This window comes from Clostridium phoceensis (assembly GCF_001244495.1).
GTDB lineage: Bacteria > Bacillota > Clostridia > Oscillospirales > Oscillospiraceae > Lawsonibacter > Lawsonibacter asaccharolyticus.
In genome coordinates, this window is record NZ_LN866274.1 from 3,076,475 (window position 1) to 3,102,683 (window position 26,209).

Sequence of the window (26,209 nt, forward strand, 5' to 3'; positions counted from 1 at the left end):
ACTGGCCCTACCGGCCCTCAGGGTATTCCCGGGCCCTCACCTGTCAAGTAAGCAAAAAGCCACTTCCTCCAATACGACAAATAAATGGCAGGCTTATGATAAATATTATCACAAGTCTGCCATTTATGATTTCAAATTGTCGCGATCGTGTTTTAAGATACTTCAACAAGGGGCTTATCTGATAGGATCACACCGCCTTCCTGTCCGTTTGATCTTTCAAGAGATCCAAGCATTTTTTATAATCATCTAAATATTTCCATTGTATTTCAATTTGGTCCGCCCTGTAGATCCGAATGGAGCGGATCAGGGCATCTACGATCTCCTGGGTCAAAGACTCGACCTGCTCGCAGGGGCGGAACAGCCAAACAAAGCCATTCTCTGTGGCATTTCCCTGCAGCTCCCTCATCTGTTTAGTAAGCTGTCTGTTCTGTGCCTCCAGCTCTTGGATCTGTCTGTTTAAGTGGTCACGTCTTGTCTTATACTGTTCAGTCGAGATCACCCCATCGTTCAGCTGCTCAAACAGCTCTATTCGGGACCGATTTGATGCTTTGATCCGCTTTTCTAAGGCTCTGATCTGCTGTTCCAGTATGGATACACGTGTACCGCGATTTTTCTTTGCCTGCTGAATCAGCTGGCCCGTATCCACAACGATCCTGGCCTGCTGCCGGATCGCAAGCAGGACCGCGTCTATCAGGTCCTGCTCCATCAGTCTGCCTTCCATGCAGTTGGGAGAATCGCGGAATTTCCTGGTATTGCAATAAAAGTATCGGACCGTGGTGTTGCTGCGGCGCATGGCCCTGCCGCATCCCGCACAGTGCAGCTTTTTATAGAACAAGTGCGGCGGTGCTGTCATTTTTCTCTTTTCCAAATGGTCGATACACCGCCGCGCCTCCTGAAACTCGTTTTCGGAGACAATGGCCTCAAAACAGTCGGGAACGATGATCCAGTCCTCCCTTTTTGTTTTCCGGCGCTGCTTGCTGCCGACCCGAAGATTGGGGCGCATGCCGCTGATGGCCTTGCCGGTGTATCGTTCCTCATAGAGAATGGACAGCACCACAAAATTGTTCCAAAAACCATCCTCCAGGGCCGCTATCTTTTTGCCCGGATACTTCTGCCTCATGTAGATCAGGGGAGAGGGCACATCTTCCAGATTAAGTGTTCTGGCAATTTCTGTGGTGCAAAAGCCCGCCAGGGTCATATCGAAAATACGCCGGACCACTTTGGCCGCTGGCGGGTCGATCACCAGTCTATGCTTATCTTCACTGCTTTTCACATAGCCGTAGGGAGCAACGCTGCAAAAGTAATCGCCACGCCGCAGGCGGGCATATCGGCTGCTCTTTACCTTTCGGGAAATATCCCGGCTGTAAAGATCGTGAACCAGAGCTTTGCAGGCGATGTCCAGGCCCCCGGTTGAGCCAATGTATTCGTTGCTGTCATAGCCGTCGTTGACAGATATAAAACGGACCCCAAGAAAGGGAAACACCTGTTCCAGATAGCTCCCGACCTCTTTGTAATTCCGGCCAAAACGGGAGAGATCTCCTTGTGTCAACAAAGAACCAAAAAATTTTGAAAAGTCGGAGGACGTTTCCGGGCTGGCTGCCCGATGCGTCCTCCGACTTTTCATCAGGAGGATTATGCCTCGAATTTGTCGTCTAAATCAAAGTATGTCTCATATTCGCGGATTATGTGAAGGAAGCCGTCATAACCGGTTTCGCTGATGGTTTCCAGATTTTTGTCGCTGGCCATTTCGGTGTGACCAATCATAACGCCGAGAAGCCGCAAGGTATTGAGCACTGCACGTTGGTAATGATATTGCTGCTCCTGGCGGCATACACGCGCCACTTGACTAATCCCATCAATCTTTCTCTTCCTCACGTCAGCCATCATACTCAGCGATAGCAGAATGCTACACACCCGATCCTGCATATCGGCAGCACAGTTGTCTTTAAACGTCAACTCCATAATTGTCCTCCGTTTCTTTTGTTTGATTGTCTGTCAGGTCTGCAAAGCAGTCCCGGAATTTCCATACAATCTCAATCTGCGAATCCGGATAGATGTAAATATCCTGAATAAATCCCCGTACCATTTCTTTGGTAAGAGATGGGGTATTCCGGTACTGTCTGCTCAGTTCCCGCAGTGGATTTTCCGAGGTATGAGCTTCCTCCTCCAGAGCGGCCAAAGCCGATTCCTGTTTCTTTACATCTTCATCCAGTTCTTGAACTGTTTTATCAATCTCAGCCTTTTTCTTAAGATAGCGTTCCTTGCTACAGTCACCGGCAATATAACTTTCATACAGAGTCAGTTTTTCCTGCCGGTAGCGCTCCTGAAGCTGCTGCAGACGGGTCAATTCAGCCATGCAGGCGTTGATCCTGCCTGTCCGGGTAAACTGTAAGGCTGTTTTCTGGTTTTCTTTTTGCCGATACAAAGTAAGCATTTGCTGAATGGCATGAAGCACTACCTGTTCAATGTCAGTCTCCATGAAATGCTTTTCCCGTGGGCAGGATGCGCCCGGATCGGATGCCGACTTATCACATAGATAATATACAGCTCCTTTTCTGCCAGTCCGGCGAGTCATTATCCGATGGCACTCTGCACATCGGACAACACCTTTTAATGGGTACTCCTGTATTCCATGACTACCGCGTTTCCTGCCGAGCTTCAGTATTTCCTGCACCTTCTGAAATTCCTCATGGGTTACGATGGCTTCGTGCATATTCTCCACTACAATCCAGTCCTCTTTCTTGTTCGGAAGCGCTTTTTTGACATTGACAGCAGCTTTGGAACGCTTATGCCCAACTGTTGCGCCAGTGTATTCGTACTGATGCAAGATGCCCAGCACCGTATGATAATTCCAGCCGTTGCTTTCTTTCCGTTTCTGAAAACGGTTCTGGTCTGGATGTTTCAGACGGAAGTAACTGCCCGGTGTCAGTATGCCGTCTATGTTCAAAATCTCCGCAATCTGTCTGGTCTTTTTTCCTGCCAGCGCCAGATCAAAAATCCTTCGCACCACCGAAGCAGATTCCGGATCAATCGCCAGCTTGTTGCGGATAGTCGGGTGAAACTGATAGCCGTAAGGAGCAATGCTGCCCACATACTTGCCCTGCTTCATCATTTGCAGCTTTGCCGTTGTGGTCTTCACGGACAGGTCTTTGCTGTAAGACGCATAGACAATATTTCGGATTACTACATCCATTCCGCTGGTAACACCTTTATAATCGTTGCTGTCATAACCATCATTGATAGAGATGTACCTCACACCCAAAAAAGGGAACACACATTCCAGATAGTTTCCCATTTCCGTGTAGTCCCGCATGGCTCTTGAAAAATCTTTCGTAACGAGGACGTTCAGTTCACCGGAGCGGAGCTTTTTCATCATATTCTGAAAAGCCGGACGATTGGTGTTTGTGCCGGTAAAGCCGTCGTCTACAAATTCCGTGCGCGGAGCATCTTTTAATTCCGGATGCCGGTTCAGAAATTCGTGGATCAGTAGTCTTTGATGCTGTACGCTGTCGCTTTCCTCTTTGGATCGGCGTGTATCCTCGTCAGCCAAGGACAAACGGATATAAATGGCAACTTTTGGTTCTTTCATGAGATCGCCTCCTTCTTCTTTTGCATTTCCAGAACACTCTGGCACATTTCCTGATATACATCATCGTAATAAAGAACAACTTCGACAGCGCCATTTTCATAAATCAGAACTTTCTCTATCATGGTATTCACCAGCTTCTGCGTCAGTCCCGTAGTACCGGTGGCCGCCTTCATCATAGACATCCATTTATTATCCGGAGAAATAGAATCCAGAAACTTTGTCCGGCGCTGAACCGCTTCATCCATCAGCTGACTCAGGCGTTCATGTTCTTTCTCATAGGTCTTCTTAGCAAAAGAATATTCTTCTTCATTCAGAATACCTTCCACGTAGCTTTCATATAACTTGCTTCGTTTTTGATTCAGGGCATTCAGCTTCAAGCTGATACTGGAGACAGCGGCGTTGTACTTTTCTTTGAGATTGCTTTCTTCCTTGCTTCCCTTTAAGATACTGAGCAGCCGCTCGTAGTTGAGGGCAACCCGTAGCTGATCCTGTATGACAGTGAGCACTTTTTCATTCAGAACATTCTGTCGTATATAATGCTTTGTACAGTGTTCGTGGCGGCGTGAAGTATAGGTGCTGCACTCATATGACCCCATCCATTCTTCCGGTCCCTTTTTGTCAATCCGATGTCGGCGGAAGTACATTCGCTTTTTACAGTCTGCACAGAATATTTTCTGGTCAAAGAAATCAATCATCTGTTCCCGGATAATGGCAGACTGTTTCATTTTCTCCTGCCGGATACGACTGGCCTCCGCCAGAATATGCTGAACTGTATCAAAATCTTCCTGGCAAATAATCGCCGGATGCGTATTTTCATACCAAATCCAGTTTTCTGGATCTTCCTTATGCTTCTTGACACCCTTATAAATAGCGGTACGCATTCTGCCGTGAATCGTGTGTCCCAGATAGACCGGGTTTTCAAGAATGGAATTGATCGTGGACTTTGCCCAGCCTTTTCCAACCTGATTGCCATGTCGGGAACCATTTTCACGCTTGCGAAGTTCCGGATGGACAACGCCTGCTTCTTCTAAGCGGTGAATCATGGAATTGACAGAAACGCCCTCCATCTTCCAGCGAAATATATTCCGCACATAAGGAGCGGCAGCCTCGTCAATTACATAAGCGGATTTATCTTCATTCCACATATACCCGTAAGGCGGGTTACGGCTCTGAAAGGTTCCGTTTTGCTGCTGCGCCAGGAGCGCCGTGGAAACCTTACGGGAAATATCTCTGGAATACAGGGCGTTAATCAAATTTTGCAGCGACACAGAGAGGGACTCCATGGAACTGCCACAGGTAAAGTTGTCAAAGTTTTCTTTGACAGAGATGAAGCGTGTTCCCAATGCCGGAAAAATCTTTTCCAGATAGTTGCCCACTTCAATGTAATCTCTCCCGAATCGGCTCAGATCACGAACCACGATAGCCTCCACCTTACCGCTACGCACATCATCCATCAGCCGGTTCCAGGCAGGACGGTCAAAAACCGTGCCGGTTTTTCCGTTATCGGCGTAAACCTCCGCAAGTCTGAGATAGGGACAGCCTGCAACATACTCCTTACAAACATCAATCTGGTTCTGGAGAGAAGCGCCTTCGTCCTGTTTTCCGCTGTTCTCTACAGACAGCCGTGCATAGATTGCAGTGACATAGGACATCTGCCCGATCTGTGCTGCCGATTCCGGCTGACTGCTGTTTTTTCTACTTTTTCTTGCCATGGTATCCTCCTATGTTCAGCCAGCCGCAGCTGGCCTTTCTTCAAATTCCTTGACATAGCGGAGCGCCAGCTCGTATTCATCCCGGTATTTGAATTGAATCTCAATCGCTTTGTTCTCGTAAATAAAAATCCGGTCTACCAGTGCCACCAACACCCGGCGATCCAGCTCCGAAATATTTTGGAACTGAGCAAACGCCTGTACCCAGGCACGGTTCGTCATACCGGTAGTTGCCGCCTGCGCCTGTTCTTTCTTCAGACGTTCCACGGTTTCCGATTTCTCTTCAATCCGAGCCGTATAGGCGTTGCGGAACTCCGTATATTCACTCTTTGTAATCACGCCATCTGCCAGATCTTCATAGAGCCGGAGCTTCAGTTTCCTGCACCGTTCGATTTCTTCCTCTACTTTGACAATCTGCGCTTCATAGTTGAAAGATTTCCGATTTTCCAGAGGAAGACGTTCGATAAACGTAAGCACCTGATCCAGATGCATAACGGTTTCAATCTGGTCATGGATTGCATGGAATACAACTTCCCGCAGTCGGTTTTCACTGAAAGAATGGGGAGAACAGTTCTTTTCTTTCCGGTGCTTTCCGCAGACATAGTAAATATACTTTTTCCCACTGCGCGTCACAGTCTTTCTCACCATACCCTGCTTACAATCCCCGCAGTAAAGGAATCCGGAAAACAAATAATGCTGTCCGCTGTCATCCGCAGCCCGCATATCCCGTTTGAGCAGTTCCGACACCACCATGAAATCATCCGGTGAGATCAGCGCTTCATGGGTAGCTTCTGCATGAATCCAGTCTGCTTCATCTTTCAGACGAATATCATGTACCTTGTGGTTGGGCGTTCCTCGCTTGCCCTGAGTCAGGTTGCCTAAGTAAACCTCATTCTTCAATATTCTAGCGATGGTGTTGTATTCCCATTGGGGAATATCCCGCCGCCGAAATGCTGTCTGAAACCTTACCCCTTGCTGGCGTTTGTGTTCCATCGGGGTTGGCACACCGCTTTGATTCAGCCGCTGTGCAATGCGCAGGATGGGAAAACCGTCCTTAAACATTCCGAAAATTATGGTCACGATCTCCGCCGCATCGTCGTCCACCACCAGACGGTTTTTATCCTCTGCGGATTTCCGGTAGCCATACGGAGCGAAAGAGCCAACATATTCCCCTTTCCGGCGCTTCACTTCCAGATTGGTTCGGATTTTTACCGATATATCCCGGCAGTAAATGTCGTTTACCAGATTCTTAAACGGCAGTGCGATAGCATCCGAAGCACTTCCCGGTGCCAGACTGTCATAACAGTCATTAACGGCAATATAGCGGATGCCCAGGGACGGAAAAATCTTCTCCAGATAATTTCCTGCCTCAATGTAGTTTCTGGAAAACCGGCTCAGATCCTTACTGATTGCACAGTCAATCTTGCCGGAACGCATATCTTGAAGCATTCGTTGAAATCCCGGACGCTCCATGTTGGTTCCGCTGTAGCCGTCGTCTTCATCGTAAATCTCCACCAGTTCCAGGTCTGGATGGCGGGAGATATACTCCATGCAAATGGCCTTTTGACTGGATATGGAATTGCTTTCTCCGTGTTCGTTGTCCTCACGGGAAAGTCTCGCATAGATTCCCGTTCGATAAATCTTTTCTGGCACAATAAAAACCTCCAATCTTTCCAATGTATCACCACAGAAAGACGGAGGCTGATCCTACTATAAACGCAGGAGTACAAGCCCCAGCAAATCATGACTGCGGCTCGTGTTCCTGTTTTGTTTTTGACCCGGTTTTATCTTACCATCCCGGCAGGACATTTGAAAAGGATGTCAGCTGCCGGAGAGATATACGCTGTTGACGCGCTCCTCTATGGTAGGGCCTTTCGGCTGGAACGCCAGCTTCACAACAATGCCTCCGTCTAAGTAACAGTAAGGATTGCGGATTTGCCGGATATGGGATTTCAAGCGTTCCTCATATCCGGCGTCCGGGTCTAAACGGACGCTCTCACGGTCAACCAGCTGGGAGCGGTCAACCGTCCGAGGGTCTACGTTTTTCATTTCCTCTACGGATTGATACGCCACATGATTTCCCCCTTCCATCTTATGATGCGGCTCAATAAAATAGTCACGACGACCTCCCTTCCGGGGTTCGTTATTCTATACCTATTACGGATCGGTCTTCTTTATCCGTCCGGCATCAGAATTTCAGGGGAAGCATATAGCGACGGCTGCTACCGTTATACATCCGGTAGACCTGGTACATATACTTTTTGTACCCAGCCATATTCACACCAAGGGAACGGCCTTCCCGGTAAATGGTAAGCGGATCGTACCGACGCAGCTGTTCAACCAGGCGCTTAGGACTATATTCATCGTGATAAAGATCCACGAAGAATACCACGCCAAGCAGAATCTCAAAGCGAAGAGAATCCGGAGCGCCGTCCCAGGCATTTACAATATGCTGCATTCCTTCCTTATAAATTTTTTCTCCCACCTTTTTGTAGATGGAGTAGGCAGTGCCAACGCAGCCGATCCGGCACTTGCCTCTGTCCTGGTTGTAGTCCAGCCGCAATCCCACATCCTCCGTGGCTTTCAGGAACGCTACCGCATCCGGGTCATTGCCGTAAATCAACGCCCGCAATTTCGCACCAGCAGTAAGCTGAGCGGAAGTGCCAGTCTGCTGGGCAAACAAAATAGCCTCATCCAGTTCGGAGAGACCATAGAACACTTTGCAGCGGATGGGCAAGTCCTGACCGCCGTTGCGGAGCTTCCTGGCGGCAATAGTGTGCTGACCGTCAAAAACATAGTAGTGACCGTCACGGAAGCTGACCTTCGGGTCATTGGCGATATGCTCGTCAAATTCTGCCGCGATCTTGCGGACACGGTTGGGATTCAGTTCCCGCTGGTAAGCGTTACGAGGGACTTCCAGGTTCTTGCTGTAGATCATCATCTCGTCAAAAGGGCAGTTAATCAGGTTCTTCATGTTGGTTCCTCCTGTTCGATTTTGTGAATGAATTGAATGGCTTCTTTGAATATTTTCAGTACCTTGCGGCGGTACGATTTCTTATTTAAAAGTCCTGGATAGCTTTCAAAGCAGCGGAGACATCGGCGTATCATGGTGGATACCGCATCCTCCAGTTCATAGAACATGGTGCTTTCATCTGCCAGTTCTTCCGCAGTTTCCATGCAGGATGAAATCGCAAGGATTTTTTGGATTTCTGTCATGGGGCGGGTAGGATGCTCTGCTTCTTCCCGCTCTGACTCTGGCTGAACTTCATCATCAGTGATTGATGAAGGTTCAATTTCTCTCGGTACTTGCTCTTGAACTGGGGCTGATGTTTTATCTGGTAGTTGCTTTGGCTGACGCAGCTGTTCAACCAATGCAGGGCGAGCATCCGGGTCAGCTTTGGCAATAGCTGCAACAGCAGTATCCGTAGGCTTAATGGAACCAGAAAGTAACTCTTTCTTAATTCCAGGTTCTATCTCATCAGCAGCATCCACCCCCATAGCATATCGTTCAGCTCGGCGGACATATCGCTCGTTTGTATTGTTTTCGCGGGCAATTCTTTCTGCGGTTTTTTCGACTTTCTGGTGGTGGACATTTTGTCCACCACCACTTTCATCAGCTAAAGTGTGTTGATTTCCATGAAAACTCGCTGTTTGTTTTTCCGCCTCATACCGCTGTCCAATCAAATATTTCTTCTGCTGTGGTGTCAAATTTCGACGACCAAGCTGGTTACAGCAAATCCAAGCAATGGCGGCATAGCGGTCAGGAAACTCCTTTTCAAAGACTGTGTATTTGATTTCCGGATGTGCTTGAATAATACGAAAGCGATTATGACCATCTACGATGCAGCCGTTCCAGACAATCAACGGATTCAGCACAACGCCGTCCTGGAGAATATTTTCTTCCAGCAGTTGATATTCTTCCTCAGTCAGAGGTGGAATTTTAGACTCGAACTCTGGGTCAATCCGCAGTAGTTCATCCATCTCATCACCCCCGTTCCGATACCGGCGTTACATAGTAGTCATAGCCCATGCGAATCTGGCAGTAGGTGCAGATTTCCTTTACTGTCTGCTGGTAATTTGCCCGCCGGATACGATAACTCCCTGTGATCTCGAAGTTTTCCCGGCAGGTGGGGCAAAGACAGATCAGGGAATTCCTGTCATTTCCTTGCCGGGTCAGGCGCATCATACACCGTCCTGGGAAAGCCCCAGGCTGGCACATACCGCTTTATCAATCAGTTCCATCTGAGCTTTGGTCAACCGCCCAGCGTAGCCGCGTATGCGGTGCTTATCGATCACCCGTAACTGTTCCAACATGAACAAGGAGTCTCCGTCATACTTCATTCCGGGGATCTTGCTCAGAACAACGTGTGTCGGCAGATATGGCTTTTTGTCGGCCTGCTTTGTAGCAGGTGTGACAATCAATGTCGGTGAATAGAAGTTGCCTACGTCATTCTGCAGGATCAGCACAGGGCGGATACCGCCGTGCTCACAGCCATAGGCAGGATTTAAGTTTGCGAAGTATATCTCTCCGCGATGATATTGTTTGAAATCTCGATCCATTGTGTGTACTCCTTTCTTGTGGGTATGTTAAAGGAGCCAGAACACGGGAATAACCTTCCCGGTTATGGCTCCCAAAAATTTCTTAAGCGGTTATTTTCTCACATTTGTCCTCGACACCCCTGAGAAGCGGGAAATCATCAGGCGGCAGCTTGCTGGGCTGCTCCATAGGCATCTAACCTCCCCGCCTTCCTTGTGGCCGGGCTGCGAATTACAGAAGTATCATTATCCCTGTATGCCGTCCTGGCCCTGCCGGTTGCAATCCGGTATTTTGTAGCAAGTATGGTTCGCTCGCCTCCGGGTGGAAGGTCATGGCGTACTGCCTGTCCGGCTCTGACATACGGTAATGTACCTGATGAATGAGTATTCGGTTTTCAAGGTTCCCAACCGGTGTTCCCTGGCTGTGATTAAATTGTAGCCGAATCCAAATTGTTTCCAGAGTGACTCGCTGTCACGGTACTGGTCGAGTTTGTCACGGTAGATTAAAGAGAAGCCTTCAGTTGTCCAATCTGACCCATTATGTTTTCCAGTTCTCTCTGGATACGCTCACTGTCCGAATATTTCACCCGCCCTAAGATCAGATAGTCCAGAGAAATATCAAACGTAATAGCAAGTTCAATCAGCAAGTCGAGCGAACCACCGCGTCTTCCGTTTTCCAACGCCCTGTAATGATCCAGACTAATGTTCAACTTGTCGGCCATCTGTTGCTGGGTCTTGCCGCATTCCATACGCAGTTTCGAAATTCTCATTCCACATTCCATCGGATCGTAATACATAATTTTTCCTTTCCGCCTGTGCGAAAAGCGGCAAAGGATACAAACTCCGCAGCGGTTTCCCATCTCACAGCCTGAAAATGAGCGCAAAAAGAGAAGGGTACCGATACCGCACCTTCCTAAAACAGGATTAGTGCAATATTTGTATCCTCAGCCCTTAATGCATATCAGGCTTTCGATATTTTTTGAAAGCCCTGCCGGAAAACAAAAGAAGGCCGCCGACAGAGCCGGACTCCAAAATTGGAATCCAATTCTGCCAGCGGCCTCTCATGTAATGTCTGGTTAAACCTCTGGACTGTTAAGGTATGTGACCTGGAGCAGGATTTACGCAGCCTGTTTCATCTCAACCTGTCCGTCGTTATACCTGTGTATTCATTTTTTGTCAGAGACCGGCGAGCCGCCCAGTCTCATTGACTTCGCCTTTGGGGGCGTAGATGTCAATTCGGTCATGCCGACGCCCCATTACTTTTCTGACCATTACTGCATGGCATTTTGAGCATTCCACCTTGATCGTGCCGCTGGAGTTTTTATATCCAACGGAGATTTCACCGCAGTTTGGACAATGCCATGAGAATGGTCGCCAAATTTCTTTTTCCTGCATAAGTCCATCCTCCCTCCATGGTCTTGTCACTTTGTTGAAATCAAAAATTTCTCTGCCAGCTCTCTGCCGGTATAAACAGGGATTGGCTTTGTCTTAGCATATGCCAGTATCTGCACTGCCTGATGGCAATGCTCACACTCCATCCAGCCATCCGTTTCCTCCAGATAGAGGTTATGGTTCAGCTCCCCGCAGATTGGACAGCGTACATCGTAGGTTTCCATTGTCAGAACACATCCTTTCCTGATTTATCGTAAAGGCCAGTGTTACAGGGCCTTGATGACGTGTTTTGCCACGCCCTGTACAATGAGCTGCTTCACTCGAATTTCTTTGCCTGGATACTTCGTTTGATTCGCATAGCGAAGAATCACATCGCCGTTTTCCTCATCAATTCCGCCAAAGATTTTCAGAGTGTTCTCATTGTCCTCATCCAGCGCGACGACAATATCGCCGACCGCCGCCGTATCTTGTATTCTGATAACGATCAGATCTTCATCCTCGATGCCCGCATCTACCATGGAGTCGCCTTTAGCACGGAGAATATAAAATTTTCCCTCACCAAAAATGGATTTGGGAAGGCTTACATATTCCTCTACGCTTTCCTCTTCACGCTCCGGGTCACCACAGCGGATACTGCCAACCACCGGTGCGGAAAAGTACCCGGAGGTACATTTGCCGACCTGCTTTGTCACAATGGTTTTGCCATCATAGGAAAGCATACCGCGCTCATTCATGGCGACAAGGTAGCGATAGGAAGTCGCCTTTGACACGCCAACGCCTTGTGCAATCTCATTTACAGACGGAGAGGCGTGGTGTTCACGGTAATACTGGTCAACAAAGGTACAGATTGCATTCATCACTTCCGGGTTCTTGCTTCTCATGGTCATTCCTCACATTCTAAATGAAACGGTTCGTTTCAGATATTTATATTATAGCGAACACCCGTTCTTCCTGCAAGGGATATTTTGCCAGAAAAAATGAGATGTCGCCAACTGGCGACATCTCGTGCGAAATATCATTGCTTATTCGATTTCCTCCCATGGTTCTAATCCCATTTCCTCCCAGGTCACACCATAGGGAGCGCCGCCGGAAGTATAACCGGCAATAAAGAAAAAGGTATCATCCTGTTCGAGAAGAGGAATTTCTTTTGGCTTTTGCCGCCTGTGTCCTTTTGTTTTGCGCTGTTTCGCCTTTGATGTGCTCATTGAGTCAGCAGATGGTTCTTTTTTCGTTTTGGGAAGCAAGTGCTGTGGCAAACCGGATTCTTGTAGTCGCTGGAGAATATGTGGACATTTTTTTTGGTATTCATTCAGCACTTCGCCATAAGGAATCCAGAATCCAAGCCCCTGAATACAACAGTATACCCGCTCAGCAATTTGAACAACTTCATTATCATCCGGTGGCTGCTTCTTTTCCTGCAGAAACCGGTCGGTTTCCCGATACATCAAATCGGAGATACGGGCTTTTTGCTTCTGCTTTAGTTCCTTATATTTCTTATTTGGATTATTCATTCGTTGTTGGTTCATACAGTTACCGTCTTCGTTAAATCTGAAACAGACTTATTCCAGCGCAGCCCTCGCCATCCGATGATATTCATCCAGTACGAAAGCTGGGCTTTCTATCTTCATCCTGCCGCACCAACCAAAGACCCAGCGGTAAAAAGTTGGGCTGGTACAAACAAATACTCTTGCTCTGAAATGATTGTCATCTACAGTTTCCGTCTCTACATCCAGACCAAAGTGATCTATCAGATGTTTCATCAGACTGTTTTCGCAAAGCAGCGATACTTCAACCGGTTCCTCCGTATCGTACATCCGAAAAACCTCACGCGAATAATTTGCCAGATTCAGGCTGTCTGGTGCCGATGTCGCTGCCTCATCAAGAATCTCCGGCTGTCTGCTGATCCGATCTACCCGGAAGGTATTGATTTGATTCCGGCCATGGTTCAGGCCAAGAACATAGTAGAAGTCACCATCCCATATCAGCGCATAAGGACTGATAACATACGGTAACCCATCGTTTTTCAGCACCCTCTCTTTTTGAGTATTGTAATCCGTATAGTAGAATGAAATCCGTTTACCTTCGTTAATCGCATCATTGATTGCTTCGACAATGTAGTAGCTTTTTTCGTTGTCCGATTTAACACGTCCAGTCACATATAGATTACGCTTGAGCTTTGCCGCATTGGCTTCACTGGTAAGCGCCATCAGTTTAGAAATCAGCACCTGGCTTTTGCCTGCGGAGATAAACTTTGAAGACTGCACCGCATCAATCAGCAATTTCACTTCCGGCAGTTCAAACAGCCGGTCATTGAGATAATATTTCTTTTCGCGGGAACGAATCTCCATTACTTCAAGGCCACCGGCATTCAGCAGTTCTATATATTTAGGGATGGTTGTCCGGTGCAGTTTGATCTGATGATACGTTTCCATCATATCAATCAGCTCTTTGGTGGAGACGGGATGATCTACATCAGAATGACGGAGCAATATCTGGTACAGATATAAAATTCTTAGCTGGTGATCAGTTTCCATTTCTATTTTCTTCTCCGATTATATTACATTTTTGTGTTTCTTTTATGCTAATCAGTAGTAATGTGGGTGGAAATAGTGTTCCATTTCTCCGACAATTCGTGATTATATTTTATGAAAATCTTGCTGTCTAATCTTATTTTATAGTGAGCTTTTATACACTCGTACTCTGTACAAAATGAAAGCAATATTGGCATCTTCTGAGAGGAATGAACCCCAGTTGTAATAAGTGCTGTATATATACTATCGTAAAGTGCGTTTAGACGATTAACATATATAGTAAGATAAACTGTATCCTCAACTATGTAAGCAGAAAAAACCGCTTGGGCTATAATGAGGAGAATATTGCCATTGGCAATTATCCAACTTACTGAAATGAGAACGATAATTGCAAGTAGTGATTTTACAAGGCTATATATCAGCATTTTTGACGCAATAAATTTTGAAAAATAAACACTTTCAAAGGTATTGGTAGCATATTTTATCATTGAAGGAGGAACTGAATTATTGTAATATCCATCTGTTTCTAACTCAGACAACCTAATTCCAAATGCTGTTTGAATACTGTTTTTACGTCGTTCGTGTTCTGCATTGTACCAAAACAAGCCATCATCAATAACTGATGCTGAAACAAAGCCCAACGCAGATGCTATCTGTAAAATAGATACAATATCTGTAGCCATTCCAGACAGGAATATATTTACCAATGATAGCATACAATTAAGCCAAAAGACAATTTTACAAAACTTTTCAAGCTTTTGCGATGGTATATATAGTTTGTTAATATCATCCCGTCTACTCAAGGGCGTTATACCTCCGGAAATGCTTTCTTGATTTCTAAAAGGGCTGAATACGGTAATCCCTGTTTCTCATAATTTAGTGCAGCATCAATATGACCAATAGCAGTATCAACTCTTGAATAATTTGTGCTATATTTAATGGTATTCAGCGCTTTTTTCAAATAATCTGTGTATGTAGTACAGCCAAAATATGCATACATCATTTCTTCCGCAATTTTCTTTTCCAATGAAAATGATGCCATATTTCGGTAATTTTTTTGAATGTTCCAATGCTTTAAGAGACGTACAACTGGTTTGATTTTCGAAGCATTATTTACATTACATTCTGTCAAAGTGCTATAAAAGCCGTCAGGGTCTGTGTACATCCAGTCGCTGGGACCATTCGGAATGTAATACATACCGTACTCTACATAGGCAGGCGTCAGTTCAAACTTAATATGATGGAGTTCTAATACAACCGTCGGGCTAGACTGGTAAATTTCAGAACTACTGTAATATTTTTCGGCAAAGGATTTTAACTTATTGAGAAAGGTCTGAGGTTTATAACCATACGGATTGTTAAACACAATCATAATATCCACGTCAGACTTTTCATCAACTTTTCGAGGTAATATAGTTCCTCGCACATATGAACCAAAAATCTTTTTCTCCACTACTTCATTTGATAAATACCATGAAAGCCTTGTTTTGATTGTATCTACCGAAGTAGAAATATTACTTTTTTCCGTATTGCTAAGAACAAGATTGCTTGCCAAACCACTTAAATAGCTATTTACGGACATTATATTATCCTCCAATCTATTGATAATTTTTTTATTCCATGCTGTTCATGCTTCACGCAAACTTTTATAAATTTCTTCAGAAAAAATCCCAAGCACCTGCCGCTTCATTTCATCATTAGAGAGCAGCAGGGAGAAGAAATCCTGGTTTTGCGAAAGTCCCTCAATCAATGCATCATCAATATCGTCAAAATAAGTGAACTCAAAGTCTTTTTGCGTATTATTTTTAGCACTAGTCTTCAGCTTATCCGACTTCATCAAAATATCCCGAATCTGAAGCATGGCCTTGACCACCACATCGCTATCATAGGATTTTCCGGTGCGGCTGTTGATCTCATCAATAATCTCTGACAGACGCTGCTCCTTGTCTTCTGTAAGGCCAAAGTGCTCCGCCGTGGGCAGTTTCATTACCGGCTTTGCCACCAGGTTTGGAGAAATGTGCTCTTCGCCCTTCTTCTGAATAAAGTTGGATGCTTTAATTTTACCGTCAAGGTTAAAACCGGCACCAGGATGCTTGATATTAATGTACGCCAACAGGTAGGCGATAAAGTTATACTTCTTATGCAGCGCGGTATCCTCAAAGCAAGACACCTGCAACAAGAACTCGTAATAACGTACAAAGCTGCGCATGGCGGCCACAGCTTCTCGCTGCTCCTCATACTCATAGTGATCCAGCAGCTTTTTGCTCTTTTGCAGGAAAAAGGTCAGGCGTTGCTTTTGTTTTCCGGTCACTTTTTCCGCATACAAAATCTCATTTGCGCTGTCTATATCCGCCGGATCAAACAGTGCATAGGCATCGATCTTCGCCTCCAGGTCATAGATGGCCCCTGGCGTCACGGAGTTGGAAAGCAGCGTGGTGGTATAGTAGGGAGCAAAGGCCGCCTTGATATCCTCGTAGCTGTTCACAAAGTCCAGCACAAAGGTCTTCTTATCGTAGGGCGCACAGATGCGGTTCAGGCGGGACAGTGTCTGCACCGCACTTACGCCCCGCAGCCGCTTCATCACATACATGGCACAGAGTTTCGGCTGGTCGAATCCAGTTTGATATTTATTGGCTACCAGAAGCACCTGGTAAGCATCGGTATCAAACTCTTTTGTCAGCCTGTCCTCTGGGAAGCCGTTGATAGAGGCTTCGGTGTATTCCGTTTCGTCGTCCGGTAGCTTCACTTTTCCGGAGAACGCTACTAAGGCATGGATGCCCTCATAGCCCTTCTTGGCGATATACTCCTCAAAGGCCTGACGATACTTCACGGCGGCCTGTCGGGAGGCGGTTATCACCATTGCCTTTGCCTGCCCGCCCAGTTCCTGCATGACCGTTGTTCGGAAGTGTTCTACAATGACCTCGATCCTCTGGGAGATGTTGGTGTCATGCAGCTCCACAAAACGGGCGATCTGCCGCTTGGCCGCATTAGTCTTGCAGCGGGGATCATCCTCGATTTCTTTGTTGATCTGGTAGAAGGTCGAGTATTCCGTGTAGTTCTGCAATACATCCAAAATGAAGCCTTCCTCGATGGCCTGCTTCATGGAGTAGACATGGAAAGCCTCCCGCTGGCCTTTGGTGTTCAGACGACCAAAGAGCTGGATGGTGGTGGGCTTCGGAGTAGCGGTAAAGGCGAACATGGACACATTCGCCTGTTTGCCATTGCGCTTGATCTCATCGGAGATCATATCCTCTACATCGCCTTCAAACTGCTCGCCGGACCCCAGGGACATGGTCACAGCAGCCATATCCTTACCGGCGGTGGAAGAATGGGCCTCATCGATGATGACGGCAAACCGCTTGTTTTTCAGCCCCTTCACACTGTCCACGATATACGGGAACTTTTGTATGGTGGTAGCGATGATTTTTGTATTGCCGTTGAGGGCAATCGCCAGATCGGCAGAGTTACATTTATCGTCCATCACACGAATAAGCCCGGCTTTATGCTCCATGCCCATGATGGCTTTCTGAAGCTGTCTGTCCACCACCACACGGTCGGTGACAATAATAACATTGTCGAAGATAATTTTATTATCGGCATCGTGCAGGGAGGTCAGACGGTGGGCCAGCCATGCGATGGAATTGGTCTTGCCGGAACCGGCGCTGTGCTGGATCAGATAATTTTGCGCTGTGCGGTTTACCCGGACATCGGCGAGGATCTTGCGGATGACATCCAGCTGATGATAGCGGGGAAAAATCAAATTTTCAGAACGCTTCACCTTGCCGGTCTGGTCATCGACTTTTTCTTTTACCTCCACAAAGATAAACTTGCTGATGAGGTCAAGCACGGTGTCCTTGGTCAGAATATCCTCCCACATGTAGGAGACACTGTATCTGTCCTCAAAGGCCGGATTGCCTGCACCGGCGGTCACACCCTCGCCGTTGCCCATGTTGAAGGGCAGGAAGAAGGTGGCATCTCCTGCCAGCTTGGTGGTCATGTAGACCTCCTCCAGGTCCATCGCGAAGTTCACCAGGCAGCCCGCCTTGAACAAGAACAGACGTGTCTTAGGGTTACGCTCGGTGCGGTACTGGTAGATGGCATCTTGGTAGGACTGACCTGCGGTGTTGCATTTCAGCTCAAAGGAGATGATGGCAAGACCGTTCAGGAAAATGACCACATCGATGCGCTCTTTATCGCTGGCCCAGACTTCCTCCATAACGGAGAAGATGTTCTGGCCATATTTCTTTGTCAGCTCCGGATTGAAGGTGGTGGCAGGCTTAGTGTACATCAAATCGAGCTGCCGGTTGGATATCTCAATGCCGTGCTTCAGCACATCGATCAGGCTGCCTCTGGCTTTGGTAGTCTCTGCGTTGATGAAGCTGACGATGGTATCCTCCAGATCGTCTTTGTAGATTTTCCGCAGATAGTCCATCGTGTCCGGCTGGGTGTCAGTCAAGAACTTCATGAGCATCTCCCGATCCACAGCAAAAAGGCGGTCAAAGTTGGTGGACTTGCGAATGACATACCCGTTGGCTGCCAGCCGCTCCAACAGATATTTTTGATAGTCCTTTTCAGAGAGAACATTTGTCATTGAGCTGGCACCTCCTTTTTCCCAGTCACGTACTCATAAATGAGAGATTTCTTGTAAGCCTCCAATGTGGAGAGCTGTTCTCTTTTAGCTGCAATCACTTCATCTGTTCTGCGCAAAACGGAATCGATATAATCCACGATTGCTTCCTGTTCCTCTAACGGAGGGACGGGATAGAACAACTCTGAAAGCTTGTTCCACCGCAGGTCACAAGAGCGGACGCGGATTCCAGTGGCCAGTGCCAGGAATACATCGCTGTAAGCCATGCTGCGGAGGAAGTACATAATATATCTCTTGTTCTGTTCTGTATCAAGGACATTCAGAACAGGCGATGCTTTACCTCTGGAATCGGAAATGCCGATTGCCCCTGCAAAGCCGTCCATGCCGTGTACGACCAAATCTCCAACATCGATGCCTTGATAGCCGATTTCCTTGTCCGCCATTGTGAAACCATCCTCGCGACGATTGCTGCGGAGAGTGACCTCGCCATCTCGGAAGCAGGTAATCACGCCATCATCTTCACGAACTGGCTTCTGGATGTACTTCAGAACATATTTACCTCGAATACAATTCCAATGGGCTGGCATACTACCAATCCACTGAATCCCGCTGTCCTTCATCTCCACATCCGGCTCAAGCCCTTTGGTTACAACCTCGGTGATGACGGAGCGCTTGTACTGTTCCAGTGTGTCGATCTGGGTCTGGATGTCAGCGGTAAGGGCATCGATCTCGGCGCATTTGGCATCAAGGTAGGCAGCGATGCAACGTTGTTCTTCTGTTGAAGGAATCAATACAATTACGTTGTCAAGCGCTTCAGACGGCAAATCCCACTGGCCCACACGAATTCCACCTGAAAGGCGCATGAACTCATCCTTATAACAACTTCTTAACAGGTAATGAAAATACCTTTTGAAGAAGGCTTCATCTGTAAAGTTGTACACAAAGTAAGCAGGGCTAACAATTCCTTCATAATCCGATACTGCAACAGAACCTTGCCAAGCCTTCATTTTGTTGATGACAAAATCGCCGGGCTTTACATATTTATACTTAGAAGTATCTTCTGAAGTTACATTGTGGTTATCGTCTCTGCTGTCCTTGGGAACAACTCCCAACTCCCGATAAAGTGACAGAACAATGCAATTTCCGGGGTTTCTCGGTTCATTTCTTTTTAGATGGTATTTTAGTTTATCTACTTTCCAATGGGTCGGCACAAGACCTATCCACCTTGCGCCACTATCCTTCATCTCTCTCATACCGTCACCGCCTCATCAAACAGCTTTGCCACACGTTCCGATACCGAACGCTCCAGCTCCATAAACTTTGCCTCCAGTTCTTGGCTGGGTATCGGCTGCTGGTATTTGTAGAAGTAGCGGGTGAAGGGGATCTCCGCACCGGTCTTGACCACCGGCTTCTTGGCTCCCAGATTCTCCTCAAAGAACCACTGGGCATCCGGGATATGGGGCAGCACCTCACGGGCCATGTAGTCCTCAATGCTTTCGTCCCACTTTACGATCTCAGTATCCTTGGTCTCTTTATCGTAGAGCACGTTACCCTTGCGGTCCCGCTGGATCTCGGCGGACTTATCCATCACAGAGAGGCCATCTGCGATCTTCTCCAGCAGCTTTTTGTCGGCGGTCACATTCGCCAGCACTTTGGTGAGCACCGGCATAAACGCCACCGGGGAGAGGTAGACCTCATCCGATATGGCTTCTTTCAGTGCGGCAAGAATGGCTTCATAGATCGGCTGATTGTTTTGGTAGTTTTCCAACTTTTTTAAATCCTTGCCGGTCGGCTCCTCCATATTTTCTATCTCATCGACCTTTGCCTGGTCATACAGGGAGGACAACGATCCCTTGGATAGCATCGCTTCCATGCGTTCCACCCTGATGGCATAGCTGCGCTGGAGAGGCTGCATCACCATATACTCCCGATAGATGAACTCCTCGTTGGGGTAGATTTTGCAATACTCGTTTTCTGTGAAGTCCGCATACAGTTTGGTAATGGCGGTGCGGTCTTCGGGAGAGATTTCGTTTTTCTTGTCACCCAGGGCCTTGCGCAGCTTTTTGAAAAAGCTGGAGGCATCGATAAGCTGAATCTTGCCCTTGCGCTCTGGGCGCTTGTTCTTGGAAAGCACCCAGATATAGGTGGCAATGCCGGTGTTATAAAACAGGTCTACCGGCAGGGCAATGATTGCCTCAATCAAATCGTTTTCCAGCATCCAGCGGCGGATCTGGCTCTCGCCGGAGGCTGTTCCGCCAGAAAATAGCGGACTGCCGTTCTCAATGATGGCAGCACGCCCCAGATGATCGTCCATTTTGTCGATGGCAGACTGCAAAAACAGCATCTGCATATCACCAGAGCCGGGCAGACCCGCGCCCCAGCGTCCGTCAAAGCCTTTTTTATATTCTTCCTGAACGGCCTGTTCCACACCTTCGGCAGCATCTTTGCCGCCCCACGGGGTGCCGAAGGGAGGATTTTCGATGACAAAGCGCATTTTCGTGCCCATGAAACGGTCGGCTTTCATGGTGTCCTGATAGCAGATGTTCTCCGCATTCTGCCCCTTGATCATCATCTCAGCCAGACAGATGGCGTAGGACTCCGGATTGATCTCCTGACCAAACAGACGCACATCGGCGGAAGGGTTATATCGCTTAATGAAATTATAGCTGGTGGAAAGCATACCACCCGTGCCACACGCCTGATCCAATACAGTAATGACCTTGCCGTCATCAAAGATGTCATCACAGCCTTCTGCCAACAGGATGTTGACCATTAGCTTGATGATATCTCTGCCGGTGTAGTGGTCACCAGCTTCTGCATTTTCAGAAAATCTGCGGATCAGGTCTTCAAATATGTAGCCCATCTTCACGTTGTCGATGGTGTGCGGATCGAGATCCAGCTCAGAGAACGCCTTTACTACAGAGAGCAGCCGGTTGTTCTTGTCCATTTTGTCGATCTGTTTGTCAAAATCCAGGCTGCGGATGATGTCCTGAATATTGGCGGAGAAGCCCTGGATGTATGCCTTGAAGTTGGCCGCCAGGTGATCAGAGTCGTTGACCAGCTCCGCAAGGTCAAACTCGCTGGTGTTGTAGAACTGGAAGCCGGACAGGCGGTACATCGCCTTCGCAGGATAGTTCGGATTCGCCTTATAGGTCTCCACGACCTTGGCCTTCGTGGGTGCGAGGGCACACTCAAAGCGGCGAATAATGACCATCGGAATGATGACATCCTTGTATTTGTCACTCTGATATGTACCACGCAGCTTATTTGCGATGGACCATATAAAATTCACCTCTGTGGATACATCAACGGGGGAATCATCCCACATCGCGTCTATGATTTTTTTTTCAGCCATATTTAATGTTCCTCCTGTTAACTCAATTATCATGGCATTTCTATTTTCTGATGTAATGTTCCTATTTTTTATATATTTTCCATTCTTTGTCCTGGCATCTGCCGCTTTTTGGCATTTGCTGAAATAGCCCATATCGAATCTATTCGACTTGAACCGGAAATTCTACCTTCAACGCATAAAACTTGTACTCTGCGTTTTGATATTTCCCACTTTTCAGCAGCTTAACGTATTGATAAATATTCTGTCATTGTTTTTCTTCATTACATTATAAAGTGCAAAGCTGTCTATGGATTATTGTAAGCTCAATCGTGAATGAAGTCAACGTGCAGTTGTCGCCAACTGGTGACAAGTCAAATGTAGTTTTGCCCTATTTCAAATTGGCGAGCAGGGCCTTTGTATATACAAAGGCAAAAATACCGGTGCAGCTTTCTAGGCTACATCGGTATTTTTCTCGTTGGGGGAATCCCCAATCCCCTTGAAGATCCGTATCTGGTGATACGGGGCTGCGCATTCGTCCCGAACGCTTTACGCTGCGCGTTCCATCGAAAATACGGTATGACGATCATGAGCTTAATCAAAATCTGTTTCTGACTCATTGGCGAGATCATAGATTTGTCCGTCTATGTCGAGAATGCAGTCAATATCAATCCGCGTCTTATCCATCAGAATCACTTGCTTTTGGTAATCATCTATTTTCTTAATCTGTCCGGAAATCGTATGGTAAGAACCGCCAGCTTTTCTCTGATCCGGAACAAAGTAAGTAATTGTAAGCGCTGGCTTTTCTCCGGGATAATCACAAGCCATCTGCAGCTTATAATCCAGCTCTGCTTTTTCCGACTCAGAAAGCTCCGGCTTGCGATCTGTCAGCCGAGCGGTTTCCTTTATCACTTCTCCATATCCGGTCAGCGCAGCGAATGGAGAAAACTGAGCTGCCCGATCTGTCATCGCCATTCTGGGGTGCCGTGTGGAGACATGATGGGGATGATTAATAATATCACCATAAGAATTATTTGGGTTATTTCTATCTTGTAAAATAATTATCACCTCTTCCGGATGTTCGCCAGTGCAAATACTTTTATGCTTTATGACCGCCAATCTGCTGGTTGCGGTCTTTTGCCGTTGCACCTTCCTGCAAATTCATTCCCTTCAGGATTGCATTCTTGCCAAATTTTTTCTTGATTTCCAACATGGCTTCCTGCATTTTCCGCTCCTTCTCCAATTCCTCATTTTCCTTTTCCCGCAGGTTTTGACGAGCGGAATAGTCTGTAAATAAATCTAACTGCTCAAAGCTGTTTTCACTTTGTGTCTGTGCTTCTGCCTCAGTGATAACATGAGTAGCAGCCATGTTAATCCTGCGTACTAGAAGCTCTTCATCTACGATTCGGTCAAACAGTTCCATCACAGCCTGAGTAATTAGACGAGTGGAGGAAGTGTATTTTTTCAGGTTGGCAGTACCGTGGGCGTGCTTTGGAATGCTTCGTCCATACCGATCTGTCTTGATTTCTCCATGATATTTCTTTCGCCGCGCTGGGTCTTTCAGATTATCAATATCATAACCGACTGTCAAAACAATTTGATTTGTCACAAACCCTTTATCCACCAAATCAAGAACCAGCAGGTCGGTCATTTCCCGCACAACAAGTTTTGCTTTTTCAAACGGGTATGGACACTGCAGCACTTGACCGGAGCCGACACTGTTACTTTCCGGTTTGTAGGCTTTGATGTCGGCAATCGTACAAGGCTCCCAGCCCCAGGCATGGTCAATCAATAATTCCGCATTGACGCCGAAGAGCTGATACAAAAGTTCCTCGCTGTAGTAGTCACCCGGTTTACCTTCCGAGCAGCGGGCTATATCCCCCATCGTATAAAGACCATGCTCTTCCAATTTTTTTGCGTACCCTTTTCCCACCCGCCAGAAATCAGTCAAAGGGCGATGTGACCACAAGGAGCGCCGGTAAGACATTTCATCCAGTTCAGCTATCCGGACACCATTCCGATCCGGAGAAATGTGTTTTGCCTCTATATCCATCGCAACTTTACAGAGATACAGGTTCGTGCCAATTCCGGCTGTCGCAGTAATTCCAGTAGTGTCCAGAACATCAAGAATCATTTTCATTGCCAACTCACGGGCTGTCAACTGATACGTTCTTAAGTAACTGGTTGCGTCAATAAAGACTTCATCAATCGAATAAACATGAATATCTTCCGGCGCGATATATTTGAGATACACCCCATAAATCCTGGCACTGATTTTCATATAATGTGCCATCTGCGGCGGTGCCACCACATAGTCTACAGCTAAAGCGGGATTTGCTTTCAGTTCTCCATCCTGAACTGAAGAACCTGTCAGTTTCCGTCCCGGCGCTTTTTGCTGCCGTAAGGAGTTGACCTCTTTGACCTTTTGCACGACTTCAAACAGTCTGGGTCTTCCGGGAATCCCATAGGATTTCAAAGCCGGAGATACCGCAAGGCAGATGGTTTTCTCCGTCCTGCTGGCGTCTGCGACCACCAGATTGGTTGTCATCGGATCAAGACCGCGCTCCATACATTCAACGGAAGCGTAGAACGATTTCAAATCTATGGCAATATATGTTTTATCTGACATTGTTCGACGCCTCCTTCTCATCAGATTTTAGACAGGTGCGGCATCCGGGCAGTAACTATTTTTTCAAACTCTCAATTTTCCGATTCCTCTATAATGCCGTAGTCAATCAGCACATTCGTTTCTGCGTGGGGAGGGTAAACAATCCCCATCATTTCATAGTTATATCGCTTCACTTTTCGGAAATTCTTTATAGTTTCCGGCGCATAGGCAGATGTTTCACATCCAGCATATTTGGTGTCACCAGCCAAATCATCGGCCACATCCTTTATCAGTGCGTCCTCTACGTCTTCAATCGTACTACCATACTCGACAGCAACTAATTCATGCTTTTTCACATCTTTGTCCAGGTCACCAAAAGAACGATACAGTTTGTACTTCATAATAATAGCCTCCTTCGTCTTAAATAGTTTCAAGATACTTGCTGATTTTCAGCTTTAATTCAACCAGGTATTCTTCAAAATATACACTGATTGCCACCGGATACACCTCATCCAGTGCTTCCAAAATCTCTTTGATCTGCTCATTTCCAATCCTACAGAATCGCTTCATCGGCTCAAGGTAGAATGGGTATACTGCCGGTATCTGAGAAACTCCAAGATGCTTTGCAACCACTTCAGCACCAAGTCTTGCAGAAGATGAAAAATCATCCTGTTTGAATGCGTTCAGTAGCATTTTCAGGAAATGGATTAGCAAAGTATCCTGCTTTTTTAATATTGCTTCGGTCAAATCACTAAGACGGAAGCAATCCGTAAAATCAAAGCCAACAAGATTTCCGTCAGGCGTTGCTGCTATCTGCACCGCATCAATTTGCTCGAACATGACCGCCAAAGCATAGTGACAGGCATACTCAAAAGCCATATTGATAGAATTTTGCAGGTCTTCCGTTGTGAATGGATGCAGTCCTTCCAAGTAAGTGATTCCAACTACATAAGGTGTCTTAAACGGCCAGCTCTCTTTGCGGGCGCTCTTTTTTACCAGGAACGCCTTCGGAACCGGAATTTGCATTTCCTGCGCGAGCCGGGAATATATGAATTCACAGCAGGCCGAACATGGCTGTTCCTGTTTTATGAGAAGAGGTGTCAGACCTTTTCTTATGGGAGTTGCCAAAAGCAGCTGCCCGGAAAATCCCTCATGGCTAAATGGCTGATAAAGATAATCTCTGCTGTCCACAAAAAACTCATTGTCCAAACCAGGCACCTTCCTTACTGAGATGTTATTCTGCTGGCGTTGACCATCTGCTTATCAAAATTATAGCAGATCCAATCGAAAAAAACAGTCAAATTAATTTTCATATACATAAATATATCTATCTCAAACACTGCAGACCGGAATATAAATAAACTTATGAAATTCGTTCTTTAGCACTATTTCATGTTCTTTATCTTCTGTATTACACAGAAGATGACCGATATACTAAAGAGGAACGAGAAATAGTTCTAAAGGAGGAGGTGACGAGATGGACGCACAAGCTGTTGGACAACGGATCAAAGCTGCCCGTGAGGCAAAGGGACTAACACAGGAAGGACTGGCAGCGTTGGTCGATCTCAGCCCCACTCATGTGAGCGTAATAGAACGAGGTCTTAAGATTCCCAATCTGGATTCTTTTGTAGCCATCGCAAACGCACTGGGCGTTTCCGCAGATTCACTGCTGATTGATGTAGTTGACCATGCCACGGAGAGCGCAGCCTGTGAGCTATCCAATCGGATTTCTCATCTGCCGCATCGGGAGAGAATGAAGATCCTGAATGCATTCCGCATTCTGACAGAAGAATAAGAAATATCAGGGGAGCCGTAAAGGCTCTCTTTCTTTTTATAGAATTTTTATAATTTCGACAAAAGATGCCATCCACCGACAGTCATTTTATGTTAAAGTAGTTCTAAAGAACAAGTACAAACTCTAACGG

Annotated in this window: 26 protein-coding genes; 1 reads left to right on the forward strand and 25 read right to left on the reverse strand. The window is 46.7% G+C overall.

Features of this window, described 5'->3' with window-relative positions; all coding sequences use genetic code 11:
• Positions 1-187: 187 nt before the first annotated feature.
• The 25 genes from BN1969_RS15865 to BN1969_RS15975 form a co-directional block, all read right to left on the reverse strand.
• Positions 188-1,483 (reverse strand): recombinase family protein, encoded by a 1,296-nt coding sequence (locus tag BN1969_RS15865; RefSeq protein ID WP_187120359.1) that lies wholly within the window; start codon positions 1,481-1,483, stop codon positions 188-190.
• Positions 1,484-1,632: 149 nt separating this feature from the next.
• On the reverse strand, positions 1,633-1,962 hold the full coding sequence (locus BN1969_RS15870; RefSeq protein WP_050625169.1) for a hypothetical protein: 330 nt from the start codon (positions 1,960-1,962) through the stop codon (positions 1,633-1,635).
• Positions 1,946-3,589 carry a recombinase family protein gene (locus BN1969_RS15875; protein WP_050625170.1) on the reverse strand — a complete coding sequence of 548 codons (1,644 nt, stop codon included), beginning with the start codon at positions 3,587-3,589 and terminating at the stop codon, positions 1,946-1,948. The genes BN1969_RS15870 and BN1969_RS15875 overlap by 17 nt, the downstream gene beginning before the upstream one ends.
• The gene (locus BN1969_RS15880; RefSeq protein ID WP_050625171.1) at positions 3,586-5,301 is read right to left on the reverse strand and encodes a recombinase family protein; all 1,716 of its coding nucleotides are present in this window, start codon (positions 5,299-5,301) and stop codon (positions 3,586-3,588) included. The genes BN1969_RS15875 and BN1969_RS15880 overlap by 4 nt, the downstream gene beginning before the upstream one ends.
• 15 nt (positions 5,302-5,316) lie before the next feature.
• Complete coding sequence (locus tag BN1969_RS15885; protein ID WP_050625172.1) at positions 5,317-6,951, reverse strand: recombinase family protein; 1,635 nt, start codon at positions 6,949-6,951, stop codon at positions 5,317-5,319.
• Between the two features lie 168 nt (positions 6,952-7,119).
• Positions 7,120-7,371: a DUF6870 family protein gene (locus tag BN1969_RS15890; protein ID WP_009259817.1), complete on the reverse strand. Its 252-nt coding sequence runs from the start codon at positions 7,369-7,371 to the stop codon at positions 7,120-7,122.
• 115 nt (positions 7,372-7,486) lie between these two features.
• Positions 7,487-8,272, reverse strand: coding sequence for a DUF6551 family protein (locus BN1969_RS15895; RefSeq protein ID WP_050625173.1), 786 nt, complete (start codon positions 8,270-8,272; stop codon positions 7,487-7,489).
• A complete protein-coding gene (locus tag BN1969_RS15900; RefSeq protein ID WP_050625174.1) occupies positions 8,269-9,279 on the reverse strand; it encodes a ParB N-terminal domain-containing protein in 1,011 nt (336 codons plus the stop codon). The genes BN1969_RS15895 and BN1969_RS15900 overlap by 4 nt, the downstream gene beginning before the upstream one ends.
• 4 nt (positions 9,280-9,283) lie before the next feature.
• Complete coding sequence (locus tag BN1969_RS15905) at positions 9,284-9,484, reverse strand: hypothetical protein (RefSeq protein WP_050625175.1); 201 nt, start codon at positions 9,482-9,484, stop codon at positions 9,284-9,286.
• The gene (locus BN1969_RS15910; protein WP_050625176.1) at positions 9,481-9,858 is read right to left on the reverse strand and encodes a type II toxin-antitoxin system PemK/MazF family toxin; all 378 of its coding nucleotides are present in this window, start codon (positions 9,856-9,858) and stop codon (positions 9,481-9,483) included. The genes BN1969_RS15905 and BN1969_RS15910 overlap by 4 nt, the downstream gene beginning before the upstream one ends.
• Positions 9,859-10,337: 479 nt before the next feature.
• Positions 10,338-10,631: a helix-turn-helix domain-containing protein gene (locus tag BN1969_RS15915; RefSeq protein ID WP_050625177.1), complete on the reverse strand. Its 294-nt coding sequence runs from the start codon at positions 10,629-10,631 to the stop codon at positions 10,338-10,340.
• A gap of 379 nt (positions 10,632-11,010) precedes the next feature.
• Positions 11,011-11,229, reverse strand: coding sequence for a hypothetical protein (locus BN1969_RS17365; RefSeq protein WP_077138790.1), 219 nt, complete (start codon positions 11,227-11,229; stop codon positions 11,011-11,013).
• Between the two features lie 26 nt (positions 11,230-11,255).
• Positions 11,256-11,450 (reverse strand): hypothetical protein, encoded by a 195-nt coding sequence (locus tag BN1969_RS15920; RefSeq protein WP_050625178.1) that lies wholly within the window; start codon positions 11,448-11,450, stop codon positions 11,256-11,258.
• Positions 11,451-11,492: 42 nt separating this feature from the next.
• The gene (locus BN1969_RS15925; RefSeq protein WP_050625179.1) at positions 11,493-12,107 is read right to left on the reverse strand and encodes a LexA family protein; all 615 of its coding nucleotides are present in this window, start codon (positions 12,105-12,107) and stop codon (positions 11,493-11,495) included.
• Between the two features lie 141 nt (positions 12,108-12,248).
• Positions 12,249-12,752 (reverse strand): hypothetical protein, encoded by a 504-nt coding sequence (locus BN1969_RS18745; protein ID WP_242850365.1) that lies wholly within the window; start codon positions 12,750-12,752, stop codon positions 12,249-12,251.
• Positions 12,753-12,785: 33 nt separating this feature from the next.
• A complete protein-coding gene (locus tag BN1969_RS15935) occupies positions 12,786-13,760 on the reverse strand; it encodes a helix-turn-helix transcriptional regulator (RefSeq protein ID WP_050625180.1) in 975 nt (324 codons plus the stop codon).
• A 47-nt stretch (positions 13,761-13,807) separates the two neighbouring features.
• Positions 13,808-14,560 (reverse strand): hypothetical protein, encoded by a 753-nt coding sequence (locus BN1969_RS18125; protein WP_147577134.1) that lies wholly within the window; start codon positions 14,558-14,560, stop codon positions 13,808-13,810.
• Between the two features lie 5 nt (positions 14,561-14,565).
• Positions 14,566-15,339, reverse strand: a complete 774-nt coding sequence (locus BN1969_RS15940) for an SMODS domain-containing nucleotidyltransferase (protein ID WP_077138791.1) — start codon at positions 15,337-15,339, stop codon at positions 14,566-14,568.
• A gap of 45 nt (positions 15,340-15,384) precedes the next feature.
• A complete protein-coding gene (locus BN1969_RS15945) occupies positions 15,385-18,348 on the reverse strand; it encodes a type I restriction endonuclease subunit R (protein ID WP_050625181.1) in 2,964 nt (987 codons plus the stop codon).
• Positions 18,345-19,598 (reverse strand): restriction endonuclease subunit S, encoded by a 1,254-nt coding sequence (locus BN1969_RS15950; protein ID WP_050625182.1) that lies wholly within the window; start codon positions 19,596-19,598, stop codon positions 18,345-18,347. The genes BN1969_RS15945 and BN1969_RS15950 overlap by 4 nt, the downstream gene beginning before the upstream one ends.
• On the reverse strand, positions 19,595-21,700 hold the full coding sequence (locus BN1969_RS15955) for a type I restriction-modification system subunit M (protein WP_050625183.1): 2,106 nt from the start codon (positions 21,698-21,700) through the stop codon (positions 19,595-19,597). The genes BN1969_RS15950 and BN1969_RS15955 overlap by 4 nt, the downstream gene beginning before the upstream one ends.
• A 570-nt stretch (positions 21,701-22,270) precedes the next feature.
• The gene (locus BN1969_RS15960) at positions 22,271-22,825 is read right to left on the reverse strand and encodes a YolD-like family protein (RefSeq protein ID WP_336454713.1); all 555 of its coding nucleotides are present in this window, start codon (positions 22,823-22,825) and stop codon (positions 22,271-22,273) included.
• Positions 22,776-24,305 (reverse strand): Y-family DNA polymerase, encoded by a 1,530-nt coding sequence (locus BN1969_RS15965; protein WP_050625184.1) that lies wholly within the window; start codon positions 24,303-24,305, stop codon positions 22,776-22,778. The genes BN1969_RS15960 and BN1969_RS15965 overlap by 50 nt, the downstream gene beginning before the upstream one ends.
• Before the next feature lie 71 nt (positions 24,306-24,376).
• On the reverse strand, positions 24,377-24,685 hold the full coding sequence (locus BN1969_RS15970; protein ID WP_050625185.1) for a hypothetical protein: 309 nt from the start codon (positions 24,683-24,685) through the stop codon (positions 24,377-24,379).
• A gap of 19 nt (positions 24,686-24,704) precedes the next feature.
• Positions 24,705-25,493 carry a hypothetical protein gene (locus BN1969_RS15975; RefSeq protein WP_050625186.1) on the reverse strand — a complete coding sequence of 263 codons (789 nt, stop codon included), beginning with the start codon at positions 25,491-25,493 and terminating at the stop codon, positions 24,705-24,707.
• Between the two features lie 268 nt (positions 25,494-25,761).
• On the opposite strand from BN1969_RS15975, the gene BN1969_RS15980 reads away from it, so the two are divergent.
• Entirely contained in the window at positions 25,762-26,079 is a 318-nt protein-coding gene (locus BN1969_RS15980) for a helix-turn-helix domain-containing protein (protein WP_009259791.1), read from the forward strand.
• The last annotated feature ends 130 nt before the right edge of the window (positions 26,080-26,209 follow it).